Source organism: Acinetobacter sp. ANC_7512 (assembly GCF_056779935.1).
Window position 1 is genome coordinate 16,099 of record NZ_JBWYIX010000002.1, and the last position, 22,309, is coordinate 38,407.

Genomic DNA, 22,309 nt, shown 5'->3' on the forward strand with positions numbered 1-22,309 from the left:
TGGAGTATTGATATGTCTCGCCAAGTATTTTGCCGTAAGTATCAAAAAGAAATGGAAGGTTTGGATTTTGCACCATTCCCTGGTCCTAAAGGTCAGGAACTATTTGATAGTGTTTCTAAGCAAGCATGGGGCGAATGGTTAAAGCATCAAACTACTTTAATCAATGAAAAACGTTTAAATGTCTTTGAAGCTGATGCAAAGAAATTTCTTGAAGAACAACGTGAAAAGTTCTTCAACAATGATGAAACTTTAGAAAAAGCTGAAGGCCTAAAGCCTGAGTAAAAAAGAAAGCACTGCTTTTCTTTTTTACGTAAGATAAGGACGAAGTCCGCGTAGGCTTTAATCTAAAAAGAATCCCCATCTTTGGGGATTCTTTTTTATGCGTTACTTTAAAAATTAGGCAAGAAAAACACAGAAGGTGTGCACAGGCTTTAATCCCAAAAGAATCTGCGTAATAGAGGTCCTTTTTTATGGGACATCAAATAAATATCAATGGAGTCAAAATTTAGCTGACGAAAGAAGTGCTTGTGGTGGATTTAAAATATGACCTAATTGGTAAACTCCATCCATATTTAACTGCATCTCCATTCGGTCAACACGAATTGGGCCAAATTTAATGTAAATCTGCCGATTTTGAAGATCAAACCGCTGCTCCAAAACCTGTCCATTGAATTGTAAAGAGTTCATAGATGTTAAGTCCATAAGCGCTTTAAAAGGTTGCTCTTCATCCTTTATATAATGAATCCTTTTTCTATCACTCACAAAATTTTCTAAATGGTTTAAATCCTGAGATTTAAAAGATGTAATTTCACGAATTTGAGATTCCTCAATACCTAAAGCATTGACCAAACTTAACTGATCGTCTGGCAGTAATTTAAAATGCCCATTGTTAGGATGTGCCGCCCAACTCATACTCGAAAGACCCCAAGCACAGATTCCCCACAAAACTTGCTTAAATTGTCTCATTCCCCATCGCTCTCACTGAACGTAATAAAAGCCATCTTTAAAAACATTTCAGCCAAACACAACTACCATTTATCTTAAATATCATTTACTTAACAAGAGTTGTTAGACTCACGTCACAGACAAATCTTTTTTATTGATATTTATCTTGCTATCTAAAAAAGACTGCATAAATGTAAAGCAGAAAATAGACACATAAGATGATTATGAGTTATCAATTTCATCAGAGTAGGCTAATCTCTGTATTAAAATTAACCACCATTTGAGCGCATCATGTTTATCATTCGTCCTTATATTGAGACTGACTTAGAAGACATCATTCAACTCTGGGAAAGATGTGATCTAACACGACCATGGAATAATCCGGAAATTGATATTTTTAGGAAGGCTGCACAAAAAGATGACTTATTCTTGGTGGCTGTGAAAGATCAGTTCATTATCGCAACATTAATGGGTGGTTACGACGGTCATCGCGGGTGGATCAATTACCTCGCGGTACATCCCAATCATCAACGGAATGGTGTTGCTACAGCGTTGATTCAACATTTGGAAAAAAGATTGATTGCACTTGGTTGTCCAGAAGTTCAGCTTTTAGTGCAAAAAGAATTTATTGATATTCAAAACTTTTATGAACAATTGGGATATGACGAAAAAGAAGTTGTATGCCTTGCTAAAAGACTCATTCACGACCATTAAGAAATTTTATAAAACAGGAGCATTTATCAATTTACCGATCCGTAAAAATATTGGGAATCGAATATTAAATTTATGACCGGTATCATTATTCAAAGTTAAGGCATATTGGCTCATCTGATTTAAGATTTGTGTCGCCTGATTATTGGCTTGCGTATTTTGTTTAAGATATTTCTTTAAAGCTGACCATGTATTTAAATAATCAATCAATTGATCAATCCGCCATTTACAATGCATGTGCTGCTCACAGGTCGGGATTTCTTCAAAAGGAAATGGAATCGTTTGATATTTCAGATCAATATAGTGACGCTCACTCTCCCAATATGTTTTCAATACTTGGTGATATAGCTTTTCAATACAGCTTTGAAGCTCCTCATTCTCCACTTCAATAAGCCCATATCCAATCACTGCAAAGACACCCTGGGGCTTCAATGTTCGATAGACCTCTTGAAAAAATAACTCGAAGTCAAACCAATGAATGGCTTGGGCAACTGTAATCAGGTCAAAACATTGTGCTTTAAAATTGCTATGTTCAGCATTATCAATTCGGTAAATTACATTATCTATTGCTGGGGCTTGCTGAAGTTGTGCTGCGCTTATATCCGTTGCAATGACTTGATTAAAATGCGGAGCCAATAAGCGGGTGAATTGTCCTGAACCTGCCCCGCAATCCCAAGCCATTTCATAGTTCTGAACATATTTGAAGATTTCGTCAATCACACTTTGTGGATAACTTGGACGAGCTTGTTGATAAAGCTCACTTTGATCAGAAAATAGGTCTTTCATTTTTTATTCTGAATTTGATCGAGAAATCAACCTTAGCACATCAAAAAAAATGGATGATGAATGACTTCGATTCATTTTGTATTATTTTATAAGCAAAAAAAATCCTCAACATTGTTGAGGATTTTTCGAATATGGTGGCGAGACCCAGGATCGAACTGGGGACACACGGATTTTCAATCCGTTGCTCTACCAACTGAGCTATCACGCCGATGGGGTGTATTAAGCCGTAACTGAGCTCAATAGTCAATAAAAATCATGCATTTTTTATTTGTTCGAGTAAATTTTACCCAAAAAAAAATCTCTGATGGGATCAGAGATTGAAAATACAAATTCTTAAAAGAATATGGTGGCGAGACCCAGGATCGAACTGGGGACACACGGATTTTCAATCCGTTGCTCTACCAACTGAGCTATCACGCCGATGTCGCGTATTAAACAGTTTCATCTCGATATAGTCAAGCAAGTTTTTGGGATATTTAAACAAATGGATGTTTTTAAAACAACATTTAGATTATTCGATGTAAATACATACAAATCCAATAAAAAAAGCCAGTATTGACTGACTTTTAATATTTAAAATCGAACAATAGTTTTAAATTTTTTCCAAACTACTTAAACAACGATGTATTGCACCACATCCAGGCTCAAAATGATTAACGCCTTTCTCTTCTTCCATTCGACATGCTTCACTCACTAAGCGCTCTGCGACACCACGTCCACGGTTAGCCGGATGAACTACGATATTTTCAAGCGTTCGACTTTCACCTTGTCCAGTTGACCAAATGGCCCCAATGATCTTTGTATTAAATTCTGCCGTGTAAAGTAAGGTATACTGAGCTAAGTTTTGCTCAAGTTGTTCAATGGCATCTTGTCCGTCACTAAATTCTGGACTGGTGTCATATAAGCGCTCAAGCTGTTCACGAACTTCAACATTATCAAGCGAAGTTATTGCATGTACGGTTATAGGCATTGATTAACCCTCCTGAGCAATCTAATATGCTGTCACTTTCGTGACATCGAAAATCTACATTCATCATTTTTAACGTTTTTGAGGAACGTGTCTATGACGCAACGTATCAGTGAAGTGGTAAGAAACACAAACGAAACCAAAATTCGTGTTCGCGTGAATCTTGATGGTACTGGTCAAGGCACCCTCAATACAGGTGTTCCATTTTTAGACCATATGATCGACCAAATCAAGCGTCATGGTTTATTTGATATCGATATTCATTGCGACGGCGATTTAGAAATTGATGATCACCATACAGTAGAAGACTGTGGTATTACCCTTGGTCAGGCATTTGCACAGGCTTTAGGTGACAAAAAAGGTTTACGTCGCTATGGTCACTTCTATGCACCACTTGATGAGTCCTTGAGTCGTGTCGTTGTTGACCTATCAGGCCGCCCTGGCTTATGGATGGACATTCCATTTACGCGCGCGCGCATTGGTACTTTTGATGTCGACCTATTCTCTGAGTTTTTCCAAGGCTTTGTGAATCACGCATTAATGACACTCCACATAGACAATTTGAAAGGTAAAAATAGCCATCACCAAATTGAAAGTGTATTTAAAGCATTTGCACGAGCACTTCGTATGGCGTGTGAAGTAGATCCACGTGCAGAAAATACTGTAGCTTCAACCAAAGGTACTTTGTAATGACCCGTATTGCCCTTCTTGATTATGGCATGGGAAATCTTCACTCAGCAGCAAAAGCACTTGAGCATGTTGGTGCAACCGTTGATGTGACCAATGATCCTAAGCTGATTGCTCAAGCAGATAAAATTGTGTTCCCAGGCGTTGGTGCAATGCGTGATTGCATGCAAGGTATGCACGAGGCTGGCATTGACGAGGTTGTACGCAATGCCGTTTTCAACAAGCCTGTCCTTGCGATTTGTGTCGGCATGCAAGCTCTGCTGCAACACTCTGAAGAAAATGGTGGTGCAGATGCATTAGGCATTTTTGATGGTGCTGTTAAACGCTTTCCAGATATTGAAGGTTTAAAAGTTCCCCATATGGGTTGGAATCAGGTACACCAAGCAGATCCAAGCCATCCAATGTGGAACAACATTGATCAAGATGCTCGTTTCTATTTCGTACATAGTTTCTATGTTGAACCGAAACAATCTGAGATCATTGCTGCGACATGTAACTACGGTTTGGAATTCTGCACCGCAATCCATAAAGATAATTTGTTTGCTACGCAGTTCCATCCAGAAAAAAGTCATACAGCTGGCTTACAGTTGTTGAAAAATTTTGTAGAGTGGAAAATTTAAAGCCATAATAAGGCTCACTGTTTTCAGTGAGCTTTTTTTCAGACTTTACTCTAAATATCTTTTACGACAAAGCCACCTTCAATTGGCTCAACAGTTACTTTAATTTCTGCTTTTAGATTCAGCGCAGCATAACGACTTTTAAGTTCTGAAATTAATTGTTCTGGCGTTGCATCTTTTAAAGCCAACTCATCCTTCAAAGGATACTGTTTAAAACTTTCTGATTTTTTACCATCTTTAGCGTCTGAAACCCATCGTTCTGCAGCACTCAGTACTTTCGCTAATTCAACTAGATGTTGAGCATTGGCAGGAGTTGACTCTTGCACCCATTTCGACAGCGTTTCCTTAGAGACTCCCAATGCATTCACCACATCAGTCGGTTTAATGTTTTTCTCTTTGATCAATTTTCTAAGTTTTTTAGCACCTTCGCTAAATAAATCATCTTCTTGAACTGCCATCGCTTCTGTCCAAATCTTATTCACTGTCTGCAGTTTCAATTTAACATTAAGCCTATGCAGTTGAGTCTAATATTGCCAAACAAATCAGATGAAATTGAAATTATTTTCAATATAGATAATTCACAAATAAAAGTGTGATCTAATTTTTCTCATTACTCAGTTTGAATTAAAAAGAAAAATAAATTGACCCAATGATTAATTGTTAACTTATGTAAAGACAATGAGCACCAATTTTAATCATTAAAAAAATTCACAAAATTCACAAAATCAATCAACGAATCGAACAAGTTGGCATTTTAGGTATTTACACCATGCTACTCGATAATATTCATGCATTATAAGTGTACATTTATTCTATCAAGCACCAAATTAAACCACAATAAATAATTGATTTTGTTAACATTTTTAAACATTACCCTTGTGTTGTATTAAGTTGCTGTTTTTACGGCATATCTTCAAAATTATTCCACTTATATTGTTTTTTTTCGATTTGTCTGAAATTTTTTTCTTTGTTAATTATGAACTTGCTGAAACAACAAAGATCCAACACTAACCACATATATTTTGGAGCAATCTGCACATGTTTAAACTTTTTACTGGAAAAATCAGTGGCGTTCTAAGCCTTGCTTTACAGGGAATTACGAAAGCAGTTGGTTTTATTCTAGAAACCGTAACGACAGTTGTAGATACCGTTGTTGACACAGTAGGGACGCTGACCAAACCATTAACGGATAAGTTAACAGAATTGCCACTGATCGGAGATACAGTGGAATCGGTACTCAATCTTGAAAATAATTTACTAGGAAATTTAAGCGGAGGCTTACACGCTATCGCTGATGATTTTTCGAAGGGAGATCTATTAGGGGGCATTAATACTGCATTGAATGGCACTACTGCAACTGTAGGCCAAACCATCAAAGATGTTTCAAATGTTGTAGGTGAAGTCGCTGGTTTAGCCGATCCCGTGACCGACCTGCTAAGCCAAGTGCCAGGTTTAGGTGCTGTCGTAGATGTTGTCGGAGAAACCTCTTCAAATCTTTTGGGATTCGTGAGTGAAACGGGAGATTATGTCGCAAGTACCAAACCTCTTGATCTCGTGACTGGTCTCATTGATGATCCTTTAGGCAGTGTCACAGGAACATTAGGAGACGTCTCAGGAACATTGGATAATTTACTGGATGATTTAGCACCTGTAACAGATGCTCTGTCATCGATTCCTGTCGTGGGTGATCTTGTAGGATTCACGGGAGAGATCACAAATGCTTTAGGTGCAATCCCAACCAGTATCACACCAACTAGCTTTGATCTAATCTCTAACTTAGATACAACACCATACATTTAATTCAAAGTTCGTATTAAAAACCGTCAACATTGTTCTGACGGTTTTTTTTCATTGTTACTTCGCTCATTTGATGTTTCTTTGCTAAGATTGCTGCGAATAAACTCCAGAATACTGGCAAGGAGCGAAAGCATGCTGATTATCCCTGCAATTGACCTTAAAGATGGTAAATGTGTCCGTTTAAAACAAGGTCGTATGGAAGACGATACCGTTTTCTCTGATGATCCTGTGGCAACAGCACAACATTGGGTAGACGCTGGTGCTCGCCGTTTACATTTAGTTGATCTAAATGGTGCTTTCGCTGGTACACCTATTCACAAACCTGTTGTGGAAGCGATTGCAAAAGCACAACCTGAACTGCCAATTCAAATTGGTGGTGGCATCCGTTCTCTTGAAACTATCGAACACTACTTAGATGCAGGTGTATCATTCGTCATTATTGGTACAAAAGCAGTCAAAGAACCTGAGTTTGTTGAGGAAGCTTGTAGAAAATTCGCAGGCCACATCATTGTCGGTATTGATGCAATCAATGGCATGGTCGCAACTGATGGCTGGGCAAATGTAACTGACGTAAAAGCAACTGATTTAGCTAAACGCTTTGCAGATGCTGGTGTATCTAGTATCGTGTATACAGATATTGCACGTGATGGCATGATGCAAGGTGTGAATATCGAACAAACAGTTAATCTTGCGACTTATTCAGGTTTACCTGTGATCGCTTCAGGCGGTGTGACCAATCTTGACGACGTTCGCAACTTAAAAGGTCAGCCTGGTATTTTAGGTGCGATTACTGGTCGTGCAATTTATGAAGGCACTTTAAATCTTCGTGAAGCTCAATTATTACTTGATGAACAAGCGCTCTAATAGCGCATGTTTCTAAAGAGGTCTTAGGACCTCTTTTTTCTTACTTAAAAAATATGTTGAATTTATCTCCTACCATCAAAACCAAAACACCACAACTTGCCCTTATTGCAATTACGATGATTTGGGGTGCCAGTTTCATAACAGTCAAATATGGATTGAGCTTCAGCACACCAGTGCTTTTCGTTGCCTTTCGATTTGCAGCAGCTGCGCTGGCTGTTGGTCTCATCTCACTTCAATATTGTAAAAATTTTAGTGCCAAAGATATTTGGGCAGGATTTTGCATTGGAACAGTGATTGCAATTGGCTATGGAACGCAAACCATTGGCTTACAGACCATCACCAGTAGCGAATCTGCCTTTTTGACAGCACTTTATGTGCCGTTGGTTCCCATCTTATTGTGGTTGCTCTTTAACAAAAGGCCACATGTCATGACATGGATAGGGGCAGGACTCGCCTTTGTAGGTTTAGTTTTCTTAACAGGCAATGGGTTTGGTGCTATTCGGCTTGAATTTGGTCAGATCATTACCTTGATAGGATCAATTGCGATTGCACTTGAAATTATTCTCATTAGTTACTTTGCGCCTCGAGTCAATTTACGCCGAGTGACGATATTACAACTCATTTTTGCATCGTTAATTTGTTTTCTAATGGCACCATTGGTGGGTGAAACACAACTCCCTGAGTTTAACTGGATCTTCGTTGCGATTATTGTAGGTTTAGGACTTGCAAGTGCAATCATTCAGTTAGTCATGAACTGGGCTCAACGCGTGGTTGATCCTTCACAGGCTGCCATTATTTATTCTGGCGAACCTGTTTGGGCGGCTTTGATTGGGAGATTAGCAGGTGAGCGTTTAGCTATGCTCTCAATTTTAGGTGGCGTGTTGGTTGTGCTCGGTGTAATTACCAGTGAGTGGAGACCAAAATTTAAGAAGAAAGAATAAGCTTATTGGGGCTCTTTTAGCTTTAACATCATACATGGTTGAAAATACTGCACTTCAGGCATAGGCGTATAAAAGGGATGCAAGAGTTCCTTCCATTTTAAATACGCCTCTGACTGCCTAAAACCTTCCGTATGATCTTCAAGTTTGTCCCAGTAAATCAGTAAAATATAAGCATGTTCATTATTCGTATTTTTAATCAGCTGAACCGCATTTAGCCCCTTCATTGGTGAAATAATGTCTTTAGCTAATTTAAAAGCATTTTCGAATGCCTCACTCTGGTTCATTTTGATATTTAAATGAACATGCTCAATAATCATGACACCACCTCATTCATGAGTTTTAATTATTGATACATTGGCTCGTTATCATTGACCTTAATAATTCCTTTGATCGCACGATAAACAATCCAAACCCATGACAAACCAATCACTGCGATACAGAATGTTGTTGCACCCAGTGCTACACCAGCAAAGGCATTAGCATTGTCACCCGTGAAGAATAAGAATAAAAACGGCAGGAACGCGATGATATTCCAAATTAAATACCACCAAAAAGTACGAATTTGCCAAGTAAAATGACTTTCAAAAATTGAGCCCTGTACCTTTGATCGTTTCCAATAGTTAATAATTAGCGCAATAACCGCCAAAATACCTGCTGAAAAAATAGCGATGATATACAGGATATAAAGTAAAATCGTTAAGCTGCGGTTTGGATCTTGATCAGCTGTATAATTCATAAAGTCACCTTTTTAATTTTTTTGAGGCTTTATAATTTCAAACCATTAAATGGTGAAATTATCCATAAAATAATCAGTATATTAAACGCTATAGTACAGAAATAAATTTTTCGAAATGGTTGTTTTTGTGTTTTATGACGCAAGCGTTGCTGAGCAAGCCAAGCACTCGGCCATCCTCCTAATATAGAAACCACATGTAATGTATTTTCTGGTACACGTTGACTCCCCTGTTGAGCCGCCGCTTTATCGTGTGCATATAAGCCATAGGTGATCAGGTTCATCAATAAAATGACCAACACCACCATCATACTCAATAGCCCCAATAGGACTAATGTAGCAAGCGTCAAGATATAAGCAATAATCGCTACTTGCATCGGTTGCATTTTTTGTTGAGTGACTGGTGAATGATGCGGCTTCGTTTTTACTTTTTTTGCCTGAGTCGCTTTTAAGTATGTTACTTGTTTCGCTTTAAATCGACCTTGACCATCCAATTGAACGATATACTCCAAAGCACAACCTGGAATCGGTCTTGGGCCTGGTTTGGCAAAATCTTTAATGTGAAGGAAAACGCGATCTTTGGATGAATCATTGGGTTGAATAAATCCATAGCCTTTTTCATCAAACCATTCAACTAGACGACCTTGATCACGCATATTTCCCCCAGATTTTTTAAATTTTTAAGCTGTTACAAATTTTAATCTTTCAACCAGCATATTGCGCATTTCTAAAGGATTTTTTTGCAAAATATCCTCGCTAACACGCCCCATTTCTTTGTTCTTTTGAGCCACTAGCAAACGCATCATCCAGAAACGTCCAGCTGCCATCGCTAAATAGAGTTCTAGGCATGATTTTTCATCACTGGTCATTTCACGTACACTTTGATAAGCCTCCAAGAATGCTAAGGCCTTTTCCTCATTCAAATGAACACTTGGATATTCTGTACAGAAATCATTCATCGTAATGGCGATATCAAACAAAAGTTCATCTTTATTCAACTCATAAAAATCGAGTATCCCTTTTAAAGTAGCCCCTTCAAATAAAGTGTTATCTCTAAATAGGTCAGAATGGATAAAACCTCGTGGACGATCAGGGTACATTGCGGTAAGAGCGTCATATAAACCTAACAAACTATTTAATAATACTTGATCGGCTGGATTTAGCGTAGGTCGAAGCTGCTGAGCCACACTTAACCAATAATCATGATTACGATACTCTGCGCGCTCTAAGGGAAAGTTATCGAGAGCCACATGTATTTGAGCCTGTGCAATAGCAATGGACTGAACCTGTTCAAGTGATGAAGGCATAGGATGCTTGCCACGCATTCTAGGCGCAATTTGTGCAGGTTTATTTTTTAAGATCTGAATCGAACGTCCTGAATGTTTCAAAGGTACAGGCACAGGCAGACCCGCATGACCCAGATGCTCAAGTACAGGGACGAGTTCACCTGCGCCTTGCTCATCCATATCTTCAAAAATTGTTAAAACAAATTCGGTTTGATCTGCACAAACTAGAAAATAGTTCGTATTTTGAATACCTCCTTGAATCGGAATCAGGTCAATCACCTCTAATCCATAAGGCGTAGCAAAATCCTGAACTTCCTTTAAAGTCAAAGTGGTATAAACCGACATAAAAAAACCTGCGAAAAAACTTACATTATTTTGATAGAATACCTGCTCCGACTACCAAGGTGTAGCACCAAAGTCTGTAAGTTTCATAATCGGCTGTTATTTTTGGAAAAAATTATGCTTGCTAAACGTATTATTCCTTGCCTCGACGTAGATAACGGTCGAGTTGTAAAAGGTGTTCAATTCCTTGATATTCGTGATGCAGGCGACCCAGTTGAAGTAGCACGTCGTTATAACGAACAAGGTGCAGATGAGATTACTTTTCTCGATATCACTGCAACATCTAATGGGCGTGACACCACTTACCGTACGGTTGAGCGTATGGCTGAAACTGTATTTGTACCACTGACCGTAGGTGGCGGTGTTCGTAAAGTTGAAGATATTCGTTTATTGCTTAACGCTGGTGCAGACAAAGTCAGTATTAACTCAGCTGCTGTCTTTAATCCTGAATTCGTTCAAGAAGCCTCTCAACGTTTTGGTGCACAATGTATTGTAGTTGCGATTGATGCAAAAAAAACGGGTGAAAATAAGTGGGAGATTTTCACACATGGTGGTCGCAAACCAACGGGTATCGATGCGATTGAATGGTCTGTGAAAATGGCAGAATACGGCGCAGGAGAGTTGCTCATTACGTCAATGGATGCAGATGGTACAAAAGCTGGTTATGACTTAGCATTGATGCGTCAAATTAATGATCGTGTAACGATTCCAACGATTGCTTCAGGCGGTGTGGGTAATCTTCAACATCTAGCAGACGGTATTTTACAAGGGGGGGCTGATGCGGTGCTTGCAGCCTCTATCTTCCACTTTGGTCAACACACCATCCCGGAAGCAAAACAATATTTAGCTGAACAAGGCATTGAAATGCGTCTTTAATCACGCCCCATAAAAAAGAGGCAAATGCCTCTTTTTTTTGCAAAAAAAAAGAGCCCGAAGGCCCTAAAAACCAAGAAAAAACAGCGCTTGGTTCGTTATGCAAAGCGATAAACTGGAGAGTTCTACCATCAGATTTTCATTCTCCGATTTATTCATCTCATATCATAAATGACAGATCTGCACGAAATCTTGACAAAAGCTACATATTTTATTGACCAAACATGACAAATCAGACGTCAATTCAGCCAATTCCATATCTAATCTGACTTACTCCACTATAGCCAAAGCTTTTTTTGAAATATCGGAGCGCGCTGCTTTCTGCTCAACCCACTTTGCGGGGAAATATTGTTCAACGATATGATTGACTCGTTTTGAAATAAAAGACGGTAACTGCACCCCTAAAGGGTTATCTTCCTTCAAATCTGGCGTTGAAATGACGCGTGTCCCTAAAATGTAATCAAACCAAGGCTTAGTGACACACCAATTTGCATCTTGATTGGCGTTCATATGGTGGTCATAGTGCCAAGGAATTTTCTTTTTTGCCCAATGAGGTTCGAGGTGAGCTCTGCGATGCGTGTAGTAGTAGTTACAAGCACTATAAAGCACGGATAAACTCATGCCTTTCGAGATTGGATAAAATGCTGTTCCAAATACAGCAGCAACAATCCCCAATGATACGATTTCATTTTTTGTTCGCCAATTTGAGATTCCCTCTACATAACCCTCATCATGGAAATCTTGTGTTCTAACTTCACGGTGATGTGCCCAATGAGATTCCATATTTTTAGGCACAGGACTAAACCTCGCTTTACCCGGACGGTGTACACCATGTAGAACATATTTATGCGCGACCCATTCAAATCCATTGGCAATGATTAAGCCTGCAACAAAACCTTTAATCATGTTCAAAATCCCTGTTTCTTTTCTTTCAATATATCTAACTCAAGCTCTCAACCATTGACGCAAGATAAAATTTTCATTGACAAATCACGACATATTTTTCAATGTCGTATGGTAGAAAAAGCGCTTGTATGGCACTGTAAAAACAGGCTTAATAACTCATCGTGATTTCAATTGATAAAACAAGAAAAGTATTAATCACATGCAGCAGATAAAGGACTATTCAGGCTCGGTTCATGGTGGACTTGGACATCTCTTACATAATTATTGTGAAGAGAACGGTCTCCCTATTTCTGCAAAATTGGCAAGTATTCAGCAAGCCGAACGCTTTGACTTTAGCATTTGGCGTGAAATATTAAATGAAATTTATGAAGTACACCCACAACCTGCGTTAGGGTTAGAAATTGCTCAATGGGTCAAACCACAACATTTAGGCATTATCGCGTATATCGCTTTATCATGCGATAACCTAGCAGAAGCACTCACCCGTTATCATGAATATCATCGTTTAATTTATGATGGTACACCTCTCGCCGTCGATCTGGAGCAAGGCGTATTTAGCGTACGTTGGGAAGATTTGCCGATGCATTTGTCGACACAAATCACGGATGAAATTGCGATGGCATTATTGGTTGAATTTCTAAAACGTTATGCGGGTATTGAGCATTTACATATTCAAGAAATTCACTTTCGCTTTCCAGCACCAAAAAATGTTGCGATTTATGAGCGTTTTTTTCAGAGCAAAGTAAAATTCTCTCAGCCTCATGTCAAGCTTACTTTTCCAAGCCAGCTCCTACAAGCACCAATTAAACAAGCTGATCAAACTTTACAAAAACTCCTGATGCAGCAAGCTCAAGATTTGTTAAGTCGACTCCCCAATAACACACAAATCGATGAGCGGTTACAGCAAGCCATTCTGATTGGAATCCAAAGACACAATTATCAAATTCAAACTGTCGCAGAACAAGTGGGAATGTCAGTCAGACAACTTCAGCGCCATTTACAAAATCAAGGTGATACCTATCAGCAGCGCGTTCAAGAAGTCCGCAAACTTCTAGCGATTCAATATTTACAAGATCCTTATCTCAGCTTACATGAGATTTCGTTATTGCTCAGTTATTCAGAACAAAGTGCATTCCAACGCGCATTTCGTCAGTGGATGAAGATGACGCCCCAGCAGTGGCGTATTCAACATCATATTCGCAGTTCATGATTGTCAATCTAAGCCATCATTCTAAAGATGATTAATGAATCACAAGAATGGATTTTCTATTTCATTCTCAGCCGTCGTTTCTATTTTTTCTGCTAAATTTTTTTGATCTTCTAAATAGATGACCATTGCATCTAAATATTGTTTTAACGCTTTCGCAGCGGCTAAACCGGCTTGATCTTTGGTGATTTGTAAGTTGCCATAAATACTCACACGATCAAGATCATTTTCAAGCGTCAGATCATGTATCGAATGTGACTCAGTCCCATTTTCAAAAGGCTTAAACATGGCAAATCTCTTTATGTTTATAAATATCAATCCCTGAAGATAAATGAATCTTCAGGGCAAATTCGAGCTTTTTTATTTAAGGATTTGTAATAAATATTGCAACAACGCTTGAACCAACTCTTTCACGATTGCATCTTGTGCTTGTTCATCGATCTTAGCCTCTTGATTCGTTGCGGTTGTATTGACAGGTACGCTTTGACTACTAAACTCTTTTTGCAGCGCTTTGAGTTGATCTGTTGAGATATCAACTGCACATTGGCTTTCGGCATCCCAGTGCGAATACTCTATGGCTTGTTGGGCTTTGACCTGATTGGCTTTTAATGGCAATTTATAAGTATTTCGCTTTTGCTCAGATGTAAGTTGAGGAAACAAATTCATGCCAAGCACTTCTTCTAACTGACATACACTGACCACTTGCATCTGTAGTGAATTATTATTGGGAGCGTAATATGCGCCAATAGCACCTGTTTTAGGTATATACACGGCTTTAAACACCGCTGTTGGAACAATAACACCGCGTCCAATGGTTTTCAGTTTTTTGCCACTATATACAGGCCCGGTAATCACATACACATCATGTTTCTGCTTCATAACGATTGCACGTGTCGCTTCCTCAATTTCTCGCCAGATTTGTTGGTTATTCTGCGGAGCTTGAGGAACCATATTGGCTAAAGAAAAACTGTCGTACTGTGCAGCTTTATTTGGCATATCAGCATTTGGAGCCATATGACCACGGTCATATCCCGACCCACGATAATCTGACAATAATGCTCGATGCTTTTCTGCTACACGAGTCTCCTCATGGAAACTGTCTTCTCTTTTTATTTTTTGGCTCAGCCGATCTGGATTCAGATATTCAGCTACCCATAATGGTGTTTTTGAGACACCAGAATACATAGTGGTGAATCCATTAAAGCATAATGGGTAGCGATCTTTATTTAAGCTCTCTTTGATTAAATAAGGTGGCTCTTGGCGATAAAATTGATTTAGACAAGCTGTATTATTAACCGAACCTGAAAATGGCAGATATGAAGACAACTTTTCTTGACCGAAAGCAATTGCAAAGCTTCCTGCTGCAACAATACCTAATACAGCTTTTACCACAATATTATTCAAACTCAGATTACCTATTCATTCCGTGTTCAACTTCTGGCCCAATGCGTGGGCTTTATTCAAAACCGGCCACAGCTTAACAAGCTATGAATTTGAAGTACATCAAGTGAATTTTCAAGTGAATAAAGGATCTTCGCATTCCGTTCAAATATCACTCAAAATAAGTAACAAATTGTTGTTTTTATAGAATAGTTTTTTAACACTCTTTAAGGTTTTACGTGTATTTGATTGAATTACATCAATTACTTGTGAGATGCTATAAAAGTTATTTAGTAAATTAAAAGAATTGAAAGTGAGGACACTATGAAATTAGCACATACTTCTTTGACAGCATTAGTAATGGGTTTATCTTTGGCAAGTGCAAGTGCATTTGCTGAGCCACCAGTTCAAGCTGGCGAAACTTTGGAAAGCCTTTCTAAAGCTAAAGTCGTAACAACAGTGAATGGTCAGCCTGGTACTTTACAAGAAGTATTAGCTAATGGTCAGATGAAAGTTATTTCTGAAGGTGCTACAACACAAGCGCCTGCTGATGCGAAAGCGCCTATTGGAAACTTACCACCTGCTGAAGCAGAAGAAACTGCTCCTCAAACACAAACTGCAGTTCCAGCTCAACCTGAAGTAAATGCAACTGAAGAAGCGCCTGTAGAAGCACCAGCGGCTGAGTAATGTATTAGACTTAATAAAAAAACCGCCTTTGAGGCGGTTTTTTTATATCCAAAATTTTAGCAAACGCTTACTCAGATTTCGATCTGGCTTCCCATTTCGACCACGCGATTTGGTGGAATTAAATAGAAATCACTCACAGGACTGGTATTCCGCTGCATTGAAATAAATAATTTTTCACGCCATGGTGCCATTCCTTCTCCCACGGTATGAATCAGACGATCACGTGAAATAAAGAAACTAATTTGCATCATATCAAATTCAAAATTTAACTGCTCATATGCCGCTTTCAGCGCAACTGGAATGTTGGGTTGGTCTTTAAACCCATAATATACAAAAATCCTAAAGAATCGATTATCCATCTTTTCTACACGAATTCTCTCAATATCAGGTACATATGGTACATCTTTAGTAATGACCGTAATCATCATATTACGTTCGTGTAGAACCTTATTATGCTTAATATTGTGCAACATCGCATGTGGAACGATATTGGGTGTTCCTGTGAGGAAAATTGCATCCCCAGGAACAATGAGCGTTTCATCACTCATCTTGACACTTTGAATAAAGAGATCAATAGGTAACGCATCAGACTCAAGCTTATTAAGTACGATTTGACGGCCATCTTTCCACGTCATTAAAACGGTAAATACAATTGCACCAATCAAGATTGGCACCCATCCACCACCAACAATTTTTAAAGAAGTCGAAGCAACAAAAATGAGGTCGATGATCAATAAAGGCACAGCAAAAAGGGCTACTTTCCAAACAGGCCAGCGCCAAACGCCATAAGCTAAAATCGAAATTAAAATCGTACCGCACAGCATCGTCATGGTCACTGCTACACCGTAGGCACTGGCAAGATTCGCGCTATTTTCAAATAATAAAATGAGAATAATGACTGAAATAAATAATACCCAGTTGATGAACGGGACATAGATTTGTCCTTGTTCAACATCAGATGTATGTTGCACGGTTAAACGCGGTAAATAGCGCAATTGAATCGCTTGATTGACCATTGAGAATACGCCCGTAATCACCGCTTGAGACGCAATCACGGCAGCAGCGGTTGCAAGACCAATCATTGGAAATAAAGCCCAATCAGGGACTAACAGATAAAATGGGTTCTCAATTGCATTTGGATCTCGTAAAAGTAAAGCACCTTGACCCGCATAGTTAAAAACTAGACTTGGCAATACAATCACAAACCAAGCAAGCTTAATAGGCATACGACCAAAATGCCCCATATCTGCATATAGTGCTTCACCCCCCGTCATCGTTAAAATGACGGCACCCATCGTGAGGAATGCAACAAAAGGTTGGTTGATGATAAAGCCAAACGCCCAGTGCGGACTGATCATTGCCAACACGAACGGTGTTTGCATAACACTCCATAAGCCTAATAGTCCAATAGATGCAAACCACAATAATGTGATTGGTCCAAAGAACTTACCCATGGTCGCCGTGCCGTGGCGCTGAATTAAAAACAGTGCTGTTAAAATACCGACGGCCAATGGTAATAACCATTGATTAAACATCGGAGTCGCAATACTTAAACCTTCAATCGCGGATAAAATAGAAATTGCTGGGGTAATAATACCATCACCAAAAAAAAGTGATGCACCGATAAAGCCCAAGGCAATCAGATAAATTTTGCGCTGATCTGCAATACGAGTTGAACGTAGATTTAAGGCAAGAAGCGACATAATACCGCCTTCACCATTGTTATCTGCCTTCATAATGACTGAGACATATTTAAAGCTGATGGTGAGCATCATGCACCAGAAAATGAGCGACAAAATGCCCAGAACGGTTGCCTCAGTAATTGCAATATGAGCCGTAAGGAAGCATTGACGCAATGCATACAGAGGACTGGTTCCAATGTCACCAAACACCACCCCTAATGCTGCCAATGTTACCGCAGGAAGTGCGGCTTTTTTTGCAGTGCTTTGCATATTTTAGTCTTCATGCATTCGACAGAATTTTTCGGCAATCATATCACTGGCTAAAAACTTTTTCTTTAAATCAATTGTTTCAACTTGGCATCTGCTTTTTTTTTAGTTATCATCGCACGCCTTGGTGAAGTGTCCGAGTGGCTGAAGGAGCACGCCTGGAAAGTGTGTATACGTTAATAGCGTATCGAGGGTTCGAATCCCTCTTTCACCGCCAGAATTTTAAAAACCGAATCTCATGATTCGGTTTTTTTTCGCCTAAAACTTCGCTTTTGGCACGTATCTCGCTTCATTTTACTGTCATCAACATCATGTTAAGTTAATAAAAACAATACTTAAGGAGCTGAACAACCTAACAACGTTATTCAAATAGATGATTTTTGCACACCTATAAAATAGAGAACCTGCTATTCCGGAGATAATATGAATAACAGCGCCAACTATGTAAAACAAATTAAAAATGCAAAACGTGGTGGCTACACACCCACTATCGCTAAAGATGTGAATAAACACAAAATTCAAAAAGCGCTAAGATTAATTGAGCAATGGAGAAAATTAGCACAAGAGTTAAAACCTCAAATGCAATTTGATATGGCTTATACTCTTGAAGAGTGTGCACAAGACCTTGATCGTATTCTAAAAAACAAATAGCTGATCCTATAAAATTTTCTCAAGATGCCTGTACACGCTATGACGGGCATCACTATAAAATGAGGAGAAAAGACGATCAAAAATAAAGCAAAAACAATTCATCCTGCACAATTTTAATTAATCGATTAATTTTTGACTTGCGTTTTAGTGAAAAAACGCTATTATTCTCTCCACGTTGCCGGCATAGCTCAGTTGGTAGAGCAACTGACTTGTAATCAGTAGGTCCACAGTTCGAATCCGTGTGCCGGCACCATTTTATACTTAGCCTCGCTTTTTAGTGAGGCTTTGTTGTTTTTGATGATTTATTTTTTACTTGCACTCACTTGTACATATCGCACGATCCCCTCTTGATAAAGTTTCGCACACAACTTTGCTGTCATCTTAATTTTTGCCAAATCTAAAACGTGATACGAATGAGCTTGGATGTTATTTTTAAAAATATCACTCTGAATATACGTTGCAAATCCTGCAAATACCTCGTGACTCAAATCTTGAATATGTATATCTCTAAAACCCGTTTGCACTAAGATTGATTGTGTTTCATCGAATGAGTGCAAATGGTTCAGTTGAACGTCAGCTGCTTTTAATAATAATTTAACTTTCAATTGCGCTAGAGGACTCAAAGTATAGAACTTTGAATTCAAAGCAAGATAATGAAATGCTAAGCGTCCTTTTGAATTCAAAATACCATCTACAGAACGAAGAAATAAATTCAAATTACTGTGATAAGCAGCATCGATGCAAATTGCCGCATCAAATTTAAATTCAAATGATCTAGATTCTAAATTTAAAAATGTTCCCTGCGAGATCCGATTGACATGAGGTAAAAACTTACGCGTATGATTTACATAATATTGTTGTAATTCAATTCCTTCCAAGTATTCGATTTGAAATTTTTCTTTCCATAAAATTAGGCTAGCACCTTGTCCACAACCTAAATCAATTAATTTATCTTTTGAATTTAAATCAATAGATTGAGCAAGGGTTATTGCGAGTAACTCGCAGGCTTGTGGATAATTCAGCTGGTCAGTTTTCCACAGACCTAAATTACTCCAAGCACAATTACGGTAATCCCCCAATAAAGCTGCATTGATCGCATATTTATGTCGAGGGGCTTTCATCCATGCTTGGAGCTTCTTCATTCAATCCCTTAATATCCTAACTCTGGTGCAACCTGTACCTTAGGCTTTAAACCTAAAAATGGTAACGGCGCATCGAGTAATTTTGCTATATCCATTGCTGAAGTCACCGCTGACTCCAAAATTGGTAATCCATCACATGACCAAGAGCCACAATAAAATACTTTACGACCTTGTTGTTGGTGACGAGCATTCAACTCATGCGTTAGTGGTAGAGTATGTCGGTCTACAACAGCTCTAGTGAGTTTCACTTTATGTATTACTTTTTTAGGATCAATCTCAATTACTGGATTCCAAGTTTGAAAAACAGGAGATTTACCCACTAATGTTGGCTCAATCGAATTCAGCCAAACAGTGAAATGCTGTTTAGTAAATTTACGATCCATCATATAACTCAATACGCACCAATCTTTACGCTTCACAGGCATTACCACTGAATCAGTATGAATGACCAATTCACCATCAACAAACTTAAATTGTTTGAGAAGTGCAATATCATCCGCAAACTGTTCAGCATCTAGAAACTCATGAACTTTTGTTGTTGGTGTCGCGACAATCACGCGATCAAATAAGTCAGATTCACCTGCTTCATTTTCCACATAGACTAAATCACCCTGCTCTTGTACACGAGTAATGGGCTGCCCACTTCTTAAATCGATATCTTCCAGCAATTTATCAACGAAAGCTGGCGTCCCACCTTGAATTCGAAGGAGTGCATCTCCATCCGTCAGTTGGCGTAAGAAAATCAACAATGGTTTTGCTGGCCATTCACCAATGGTTTTTGCATCACATGTACAAATGGTAAATAGGACAGGCATGACTGCCCCATTCCAAAATACTTCTTCTATTTGGTTATATTTAACGAACTCATCTAAAGTGATATCTTGATTTTTAGATTTAAAAAACTGCTTCAATGCAGATCTAAGTTGTAACATCCCTTTCACTAAACGGATGCCATATTGCTTTAATCCTTTTCGATTGTTAATGATTGGAAAGTTGCCTATGCGTGAACGTGATGTTGTCAGCCAAGTATCGATTTTATCTTCAAATAACCAGCTACATGACATATAGGTACGTACTGGAAAAGTATTGAGACCCAAATGTGTGGCAAGACTCAATGTATTTTTCCAGAGCATTGGATTCATGACACGTAATGGCGAATCAATAATCCCACCTTCATACTCAAGACTATAACTATCCATACCACGCCCTGGAAGCGCCTCGAAAACTGTGATCTGGTGACCAGCATCCTTGAGAATTCTCGCAGTTGCCAACCCTGCCATACCACTTCCAATCACTGCAATTTTCAAAATTATGATCCAAGCATTAAAAATTTTTTTAATTATGCGATAGAACACTTTGAAACTTGCTATTAAAAACTTCCAGATTTTATTTGTTTTTGATTAATTTTTAATCAAATGAATTTACGTAAAATTCTTGCGACACTATTCGTCATACGCTAAATATTTAATACACTTGTATTTTTTAAGAAATCAAAAAATATGTTTAAAAACAAAATAGATATTTTCACCAATAATTTAATTTTTTAGTTTACAGCTTAAAAAAAATGCATTATCATTGTTTTGAAAATGAGAACTACATCACATTAATAAGAAGCACAAATAGAATGTGATCTAGAAAATAAATATAAATTACAGCGTATAAGGACCTCTGTTGTGTGGGATAGAGGTCCTTTATTTTTTAAAATGATGATCACAAAAAAAGCGGAAATGATATTTCCGCTTTTGTCGTTCCAATTAACGTGCAATTTCACCAAATTTACCATTATTGAAATCATGAAAAGCTTGAATGATTTCTTCTTTGGTGTTCATGACGAATGGTCCATGCCCTTGAATTGGCTCATTTAGTGGCTCACCTGTAAGCACTAAAAATTGTGTATCTTTATATGCTTGCAATTGAATTGCTGCCTCACCATCACGAGCAAACATCACAATTGAACTGTCTAGAACTTTTTGAGTCCCATTAATTACGAGTTCACCATTCAACACTACAACCAATACATTGTGATCTACAGGAACATGTATGAATGTTTCATACTCAGCTTTAAGCTGACCATCCCACACATTTATTGGAGTAAATGTTTCAGCAGGACCATAATGACCACCAAACTCACCCGCAATTACACGGATGTGACCAGCATCATCATCCATGGTAATTGTTGGAATATCATGAGATGTGATCGCTTGATAACGTGGTTGAGTCATTTTGTCTTTGGCTGGTAGATTGACCCAAAGCTGTGCCATTTCAAGAATTCCACCTTTTTGAGCAAATTCAGGAGAATGAAACTCTTCGTGAACCAATCCAGCCCCAGCAGTCATCCATTGCACATCTCCTGCCTCGATAACACCACCACCACCACTGGAATCCTTATGTGCCAAACCACCTTGGTAGGCGATAGTCACTGTTTCAAATCCGCGATGAGGATGTGAACCAACACCTAACTGACGTGTCGTTGGCTCAAAGTGATGTGGTGCACCATAATCTAATAACAAAAAAGGACTAAGTGCTTGACCTAACCGATCATAAGAAAATAAGTTACGCACTGGCAGACCATCACCAACCCAATGTGTATGTTGGTTACGATAAACCCCAATTACTCTTTTCATCTTTTACTCCTATATTCGATAGGATGAACATGCGCTCATTTTAGACTTTGCACAGAAAATAAAAAGAGCTTTACTGCCACACAGATTCCTATTTTTATGATTATAATAATCTAAATTAATTCATATATGTGACTATTCACTGAAATTTGAAATTCATGATTACAATATTCCTATTAATAAGACTAATTATCCTAAAAATGGTCACAAATTTATC

General features: G+C 38.5%; 26 protein-coding genes and 4 tRNA genes. 13 read left to right on the plus strand and 17 right to left on the minus strand.

Going from position 1 to position 22,309, the window contains the following annotated elements:
* Positions 1 to 12 precede the first annotated feature (12 nt).
* Positions 13 to 282, plus strand: coding sequence for an oxidative damage protection protein (locus AC1M9H_RS02665; protein WP_035267550.1), 270 nt, complete (start codon positions 13 to 15; stop codon positions 280 to 282).
* A 216-nt stretch (positions 283 to 498) separates the two neighbouring features.
* Here the strand turns inward: AC1M9H_RS02665 and AC1M9H_RS02670 are convergent, their stop codons facing one another.
* Entirely contained in the window at positions 499 to 966 is a 468-nt protein-coding gene (locus AC1M9H_RS02670; RefSeq protein ID WP_481612709.1) for a hypothetical protein, read from the minus strand.
* A gap of 270 nt (positions 967 to 1,236) precedes the next feature.
* Here AC1M9H_RS02670 and AC1M9H_RS02675 point away from each other — a divergent pair, with 270 nt between their 5' ends.
* On the plus strand, positions 1,237 to 1,659 hold the full coding sequence (locus AC1M9H_RS02675) for a GNAT family acetyltransferase (RefSeq protein ID WP_179999046.1): 423 nt from the start codon (positions 1,237 to 1,239) through the stop codon (positions 1,657 to 1,659).
* A gap of 6 nt (positions 1,660 to 1,665) precedes the next feature.
* On the opposite strand, the gene AC1M9H_RS02680 is transcribed toward AC1M9H_RS02675, so the two are convergent.
* The 4 genes from AC1M9H_RS02680 to AC1M9H_RS02695 form a co-directional block, all read right to left on the minus strand.
* Positions 1,666 to 2,442, minus strand: coding sequence for a class I SAM-dependent methyltransferase (locus AC1M9H_RS02680; RefSeq protein WP_481586833.1), 777 nt, complete (start codon positions 2,440 to 2,442; stop codon positions 1,666 to 1,668).
* A 132-nt stretch (positions 2,443 to 2,574) separates the two neighbouring features.
* A tRNA-Phe gene (locus tag AC1M9H_RS02685) sits at positions 2,575 to 2,650 on the minus strand.
* 136 nt (positions 2,651 to 2,786) lie between these two features.
* Positions 2,787 to 2,862, minus strand: a tRNA-Phe gene (locus AC1M9H_RS02690).
* A 172-nt stretch (positions 2,863 to 3,034) separates the two neighbouring features.
* Positions 3,035 to 3,412 (minus strand): GNAT family N-acetyltransferase, encoded by a 378-nt coding sequence (locus tag AC1M9H_RS02695; RefSeq protein ID WP_035267556.1) that lies wholly within the window; start codon positions 3,410 to 3,412, stop codon positions 3,035 to 3,037.
* A 93-nt stretch (positions 3,413 to 3,505) separates the two neighbouring features.
* Between AC1M9H_RS02695 and hisB the strand changes: the two genes are divergently transcribed.
* Both hisB and hisH read left to right on the plus strand, forming a co-directional pair.
* The gene (gene hisB / locus AC1M9H_RS02700) at positions 3,506 to 4,099 is read left to right on the plus strand and encodes an imidazoleglycerol-phosphate dehydratase HisB (protein ID WP_035267557.1); all 594 of its coding nucleotides are present in this window, start codon (positions 3,506 to 3,508) and stop codon (positions 4,097 to 4,099) included.
* Positions 4,099 to 4,716, plus strand: coding sequence for an imidazole glycerol phosphate synthase subunit HisH (gene hisH / locus AC1M9H_RS02705; RefSeq protein WP_035267559.1), 618 nt, complete (start codon positions 4,099 to 4,101; stop codon positions 4,714 to 4,716). The genes hisB and hisH overlap by 1 nt, the downstream gene beginning before the upstream one ends.
* 50 nt (positions 4,717 to 4,766) lie before the next feature.
* Here the strand turns inward: hisH and AC1M9H_RS02710 are convergent, their stop codons facing one another.
* Positions 4,767 to 5,195 carry a helix-turn-helix domain-containing protein gene (locus AC1M9H_RS02710; RefSeq protein ID WP_228133253.1) on the minus strand — a complete coding sequence of 143 codons (429 nt, stop codon included), beginning with the start codon at positions 5,193 to 5,195 and terminating at the stop codon, positions 4,767 to 4,769.
* A gap of 556 nt (positions 5,196 to 5,751) precedes the next feature.
* On the opposite strand from AC1M9H_RS02710, the gene AC1M9H_RS02715 reads away from it, so the two are divergent.
* From AC1M9H_RS02715 to AC1M9H_RS02725, 3 genes are all read left to right on the plus strand, one after another.
* Entirely contained in the window at positions 5,752 to 6,513 is a 762-nt protein-coding gene (locus tag AC1M9H_RS02715; protein ID WP_179999052.1) for a hypothetical protein, read from the plus strand.
* Between the two features lie 129 nt (positions 6,514 to 6,642).
* Positions 6,643 to 7,374, plus strand: coding sequence for a 1-(5-phosphoribosyl)-5-[(5-phosphoribosylamino)methylideneamino]imidazole-4-carboxamide isomerase (gene hisA, locus AC1M9H_RS02720; protein ID WP_035267561.1), 732 nt, complete (start codon positions 6,643 to 6,645; stop codon positions 7,372 to 7,374).
* 53 nt (positions 7,375 to 7,427) lie between these two features.
* Positions 7,428 to 8,315 (plus strand): DMT family transporter, encoded by an 888-nt coding sequence (locus tag AC1M9H_RS02725; RefSeq protein ID WP_481612710.1) that lies wholly within the window; start codon positions 7,428 to 7,430, stop codon positions 8,313 to 8,315.
* Between the two features lie 2 nt (positions 8,316 to 8,317).
* Here AC1M9H_RS02725 and AC1M9H_RS02730 read toward each other — a convergent pair whose 3' ends face one another.
* The 4 genes from AC1M9H_RS02730 to AC1M9H_RS02745 are packed head-to-tail and all read right to left on the minus strand — an operon-like array spanning position 8,318 to position 10,679.
* The gene (locus AC1M9H_RS02730) at positions 8,318 to 8,632 is read right to left on the minus strand and encodes an antibiotic biosynthesis monooxygenase family protein (protein ID WP_092766466.1); all 315 of its coding nucleotides are present in this window, start codon (positions 8,630 to 8,632) and stop codon (positions 8,318 to 8,320) included.
* A 26-nt stretch (positions 8,633 to 8,658) separates the two neighbouring features.
* Complete coding sequence (locus AC1M9H_RS02735; protein WP_481612711.1) at positions 8,659 to 9,051, minus strand: DUF4870 family protein; 393 nt, start codon at positions 9,049 to 9,051, stop codon at positions 8,659 to 8,661.
* 29 nt (positions 9,052 to 9,080) lie between these two features.
* Positions 9,081 to 9,704 (minus strand): DUF1294 domain-containing protein, encoded by a 624-nt coding sequence (locus AC1M9H_RS02740; protein WP_481612712.1) that lies wholly within the window; start codon positions 9,702 to 9,704, stop codon positions 9,081 to 9,083.
* A gap of 24 nt (positions 9,705 to 9,728) precedes the next feature.
* The gene (locus AC1M9H_RS02745; RefSeq protein WP_481612713.1) at positions 9,729 to 10,679 is read right to left on the minus strand and encodes a homoserine kinase; all 951 of its coding nucleotides are present in this window, start codon (positions 10,677 to 10,679) and stop codon (positions 9,729 to 9,731) included.
* A 114-nt stretch (positions 10,680 to 10,793) separates the two neighbouring features.
* Here AC1M9H_RS02745 and hisF point away from each other — a divergent pair, with 114 nt between their 5' ends.
* Complete coding sequence (gene hisF, locus AC1M9H_RS02750; protein ID WP_035267573.1) at positions 10,794 to 11,552, plus strand: imidazole glycerol phosphate synthase subunit HisF; 759 nt, start codon at positions 10,794 to 10,796, stop codon at positions 11,550 to 11,552.
* Between the two features lie 267 nt (positions 11,553 to 11,819).
* On the opposite strand, the gene AC1M9H_RS02755 is transcribed toward hisF, so the two are convergent.
* Complete coding sequence (locus tag AC1M9H_RS02755) at positions 11,820 to 12,455, minus strand: sterol desaturase family protein (protein WP_180028773.1); 636 nt, start codon at positions 12,453 to 12,455, stop codon at positions 11,820 to 11,822.
* Between the two features lie 199 nt (positions 12,456 to 12,654).
* Between AC1M9H_RS02755 and AC1M9H_RS02760 the strand changes: the two genes are divergently transcribed.
* Complete coding sequence (locus tag AC1M9H_RS02760; protein WP_481591882.1) at positions 12,655 to 13,665, plus strand: AraC family transcriptional regulator; 1,011 nt, start codon at positions 12,655 to 12,657, stop codon at positions 13,663 to 13,665.
* 39 nt (positions 13,666 to 13,704) lie between these two features.
* Here AC1M9H_RS02760 and AC1M9H_RS02765 read toward each other — a convergent pair whose 3' ends face one another.
* Positions 13,705 to 13,950 (minus strand): hypothetical protein, encoded by a 246-nt coding sequence (locus tag AC1M9H_RS02765; RefSeq protein ID WP_179999072.1) that lies wholly within the window; start codon positions 13,948 to 13,950, stop codon positions 13,705 to 13,707.
* Between the two features lie 72 nt (positions 13,951 to 14,022).
* A complete protein-coding gene (locus AC1M9H_RS02770) occupies positions 14,023 to 15,066 on the minus strand; it encodes a DNA/RNA non-specific endonuclease (protein ID WP_481612714.1) in 1,044 nt (347 codons plus the stop codon).
* A gap of 300 nt (positions 15,067 to 15,366) precedes the next feature.
* Between AC1M9H_RS02770 and AC1M9H_RS02775 the strand changes: the two genes are divergently transcribed.
* Entirely contained in the window at positions 15,367 to 15,729 is a 363-nt protein-coding gene (locus tag AC1M9H_RS02775; protein WP_481597201.1) for a hypothetical protein, read from the plus strand.
* Positions 15,730 to 15,800: 71 nt separating this feature from the next.
* On the opposite strand, the gene AC1M9H_RS02780 is transcribed toward AC1M9H_RS02775, so the two are convergent.
* Positions 15,801 to 17,681 (minus strand): potassium transporter Kup, encoded by a 1,881-nt coding sequence (locus AC1M9H_RS02780; RefSeq protein WP_481607229.1) that lies wholly within the window; start codon positions 17,679 to 17,681, stop codon positions 15,801 to 15,803.
* Between the two features lie 123 nt (positions 17,682 to 17,804).
* Between AC1M9H_RS02780 and AC1M9H_RS02785 the strand changes: the two genes are divergently transcribed.
* The 3 genes from AC1M9H_RS02785 to AC1M9H_RS02795 all read left to right on the plus strand — a co-directional run bounded on the left by AC1M9H_RS02785 (position 17,805) and on the right by AC1M9H_RS02795 (position 18,582).
* Positions 17,805 to 17,895, plus strand: a tRNA-Ser gene (locus tag AC1M9H_RS02785).
* A gap of 206 nt (positions 17,896 to 18,101) precedes the next feature.
* Positions 18,102 to 18,329 (plus strand): hypothetical protein, encoded by a 228-nt coding sequence (locus AC1M9H_RS02790; RefSeq protein ID WP_035267585.1) that lies wholly within the window; start codon positions 18,102 to 18,104, stop codon positions 18,327 to 18,329.
* Positions 18,330 to 18,506: 177 nt separating this feature from the next.
* Positions 18,507 to 18,582 (plus strand) — tRNA-Thr (locus AC1M9H_RS02795).
* A gap of 49 nt (positions 18,583 to 18,631) precedes the next feature.
* Here AC1M9H_RS02795 and AC1M9H_RS02800 read toward each other — a convergent pair.
* From AC1M9H_RS02800 to AC1M9H_RS02810, 3 genes are all read right to left on the minus strand, one after another.
* Complete coding sequence (locus tag AC1M9H_RS02800) at positions 18,632 to 19,471, minus strand: SAM-dependent methyltransferase (protein ID WP_481590132.1); 840 nt, start codon at positions 19,469 to 19,471, stop codon at positions 18,632 to 18,634.
* 8 nt (positions 19,472 to 19,479) lie between these two features.
* Positions 19,480 to 20,778, minus strand: coding sequence for an FAD-dependent oxidoreductase (locus AC1M9H_RS02805; RefSeq protein ID WP_481612715.1), 1,299 nt, complete (start codon positions 20,776 to 20,778; stop codon positions 19,480 to 19,482).
* 447 nt (positions 20,779 to 21,225) lie between these two features.
* The gene (locus AC1M9H_RS02810; RefSeq protein WP_035267590.1) at positions 21,226 to 22,095 is read right to left on the minus strand and encodes a pirin family protein; all 870 of its coding nucleotides are present in this window, start codon (positions 22,093 to 22,095) and stop codon (positions 21,226 to 21,228) included.
* Positions 22,096 to 22,309 lie beyond the last annotated feature (214 nt).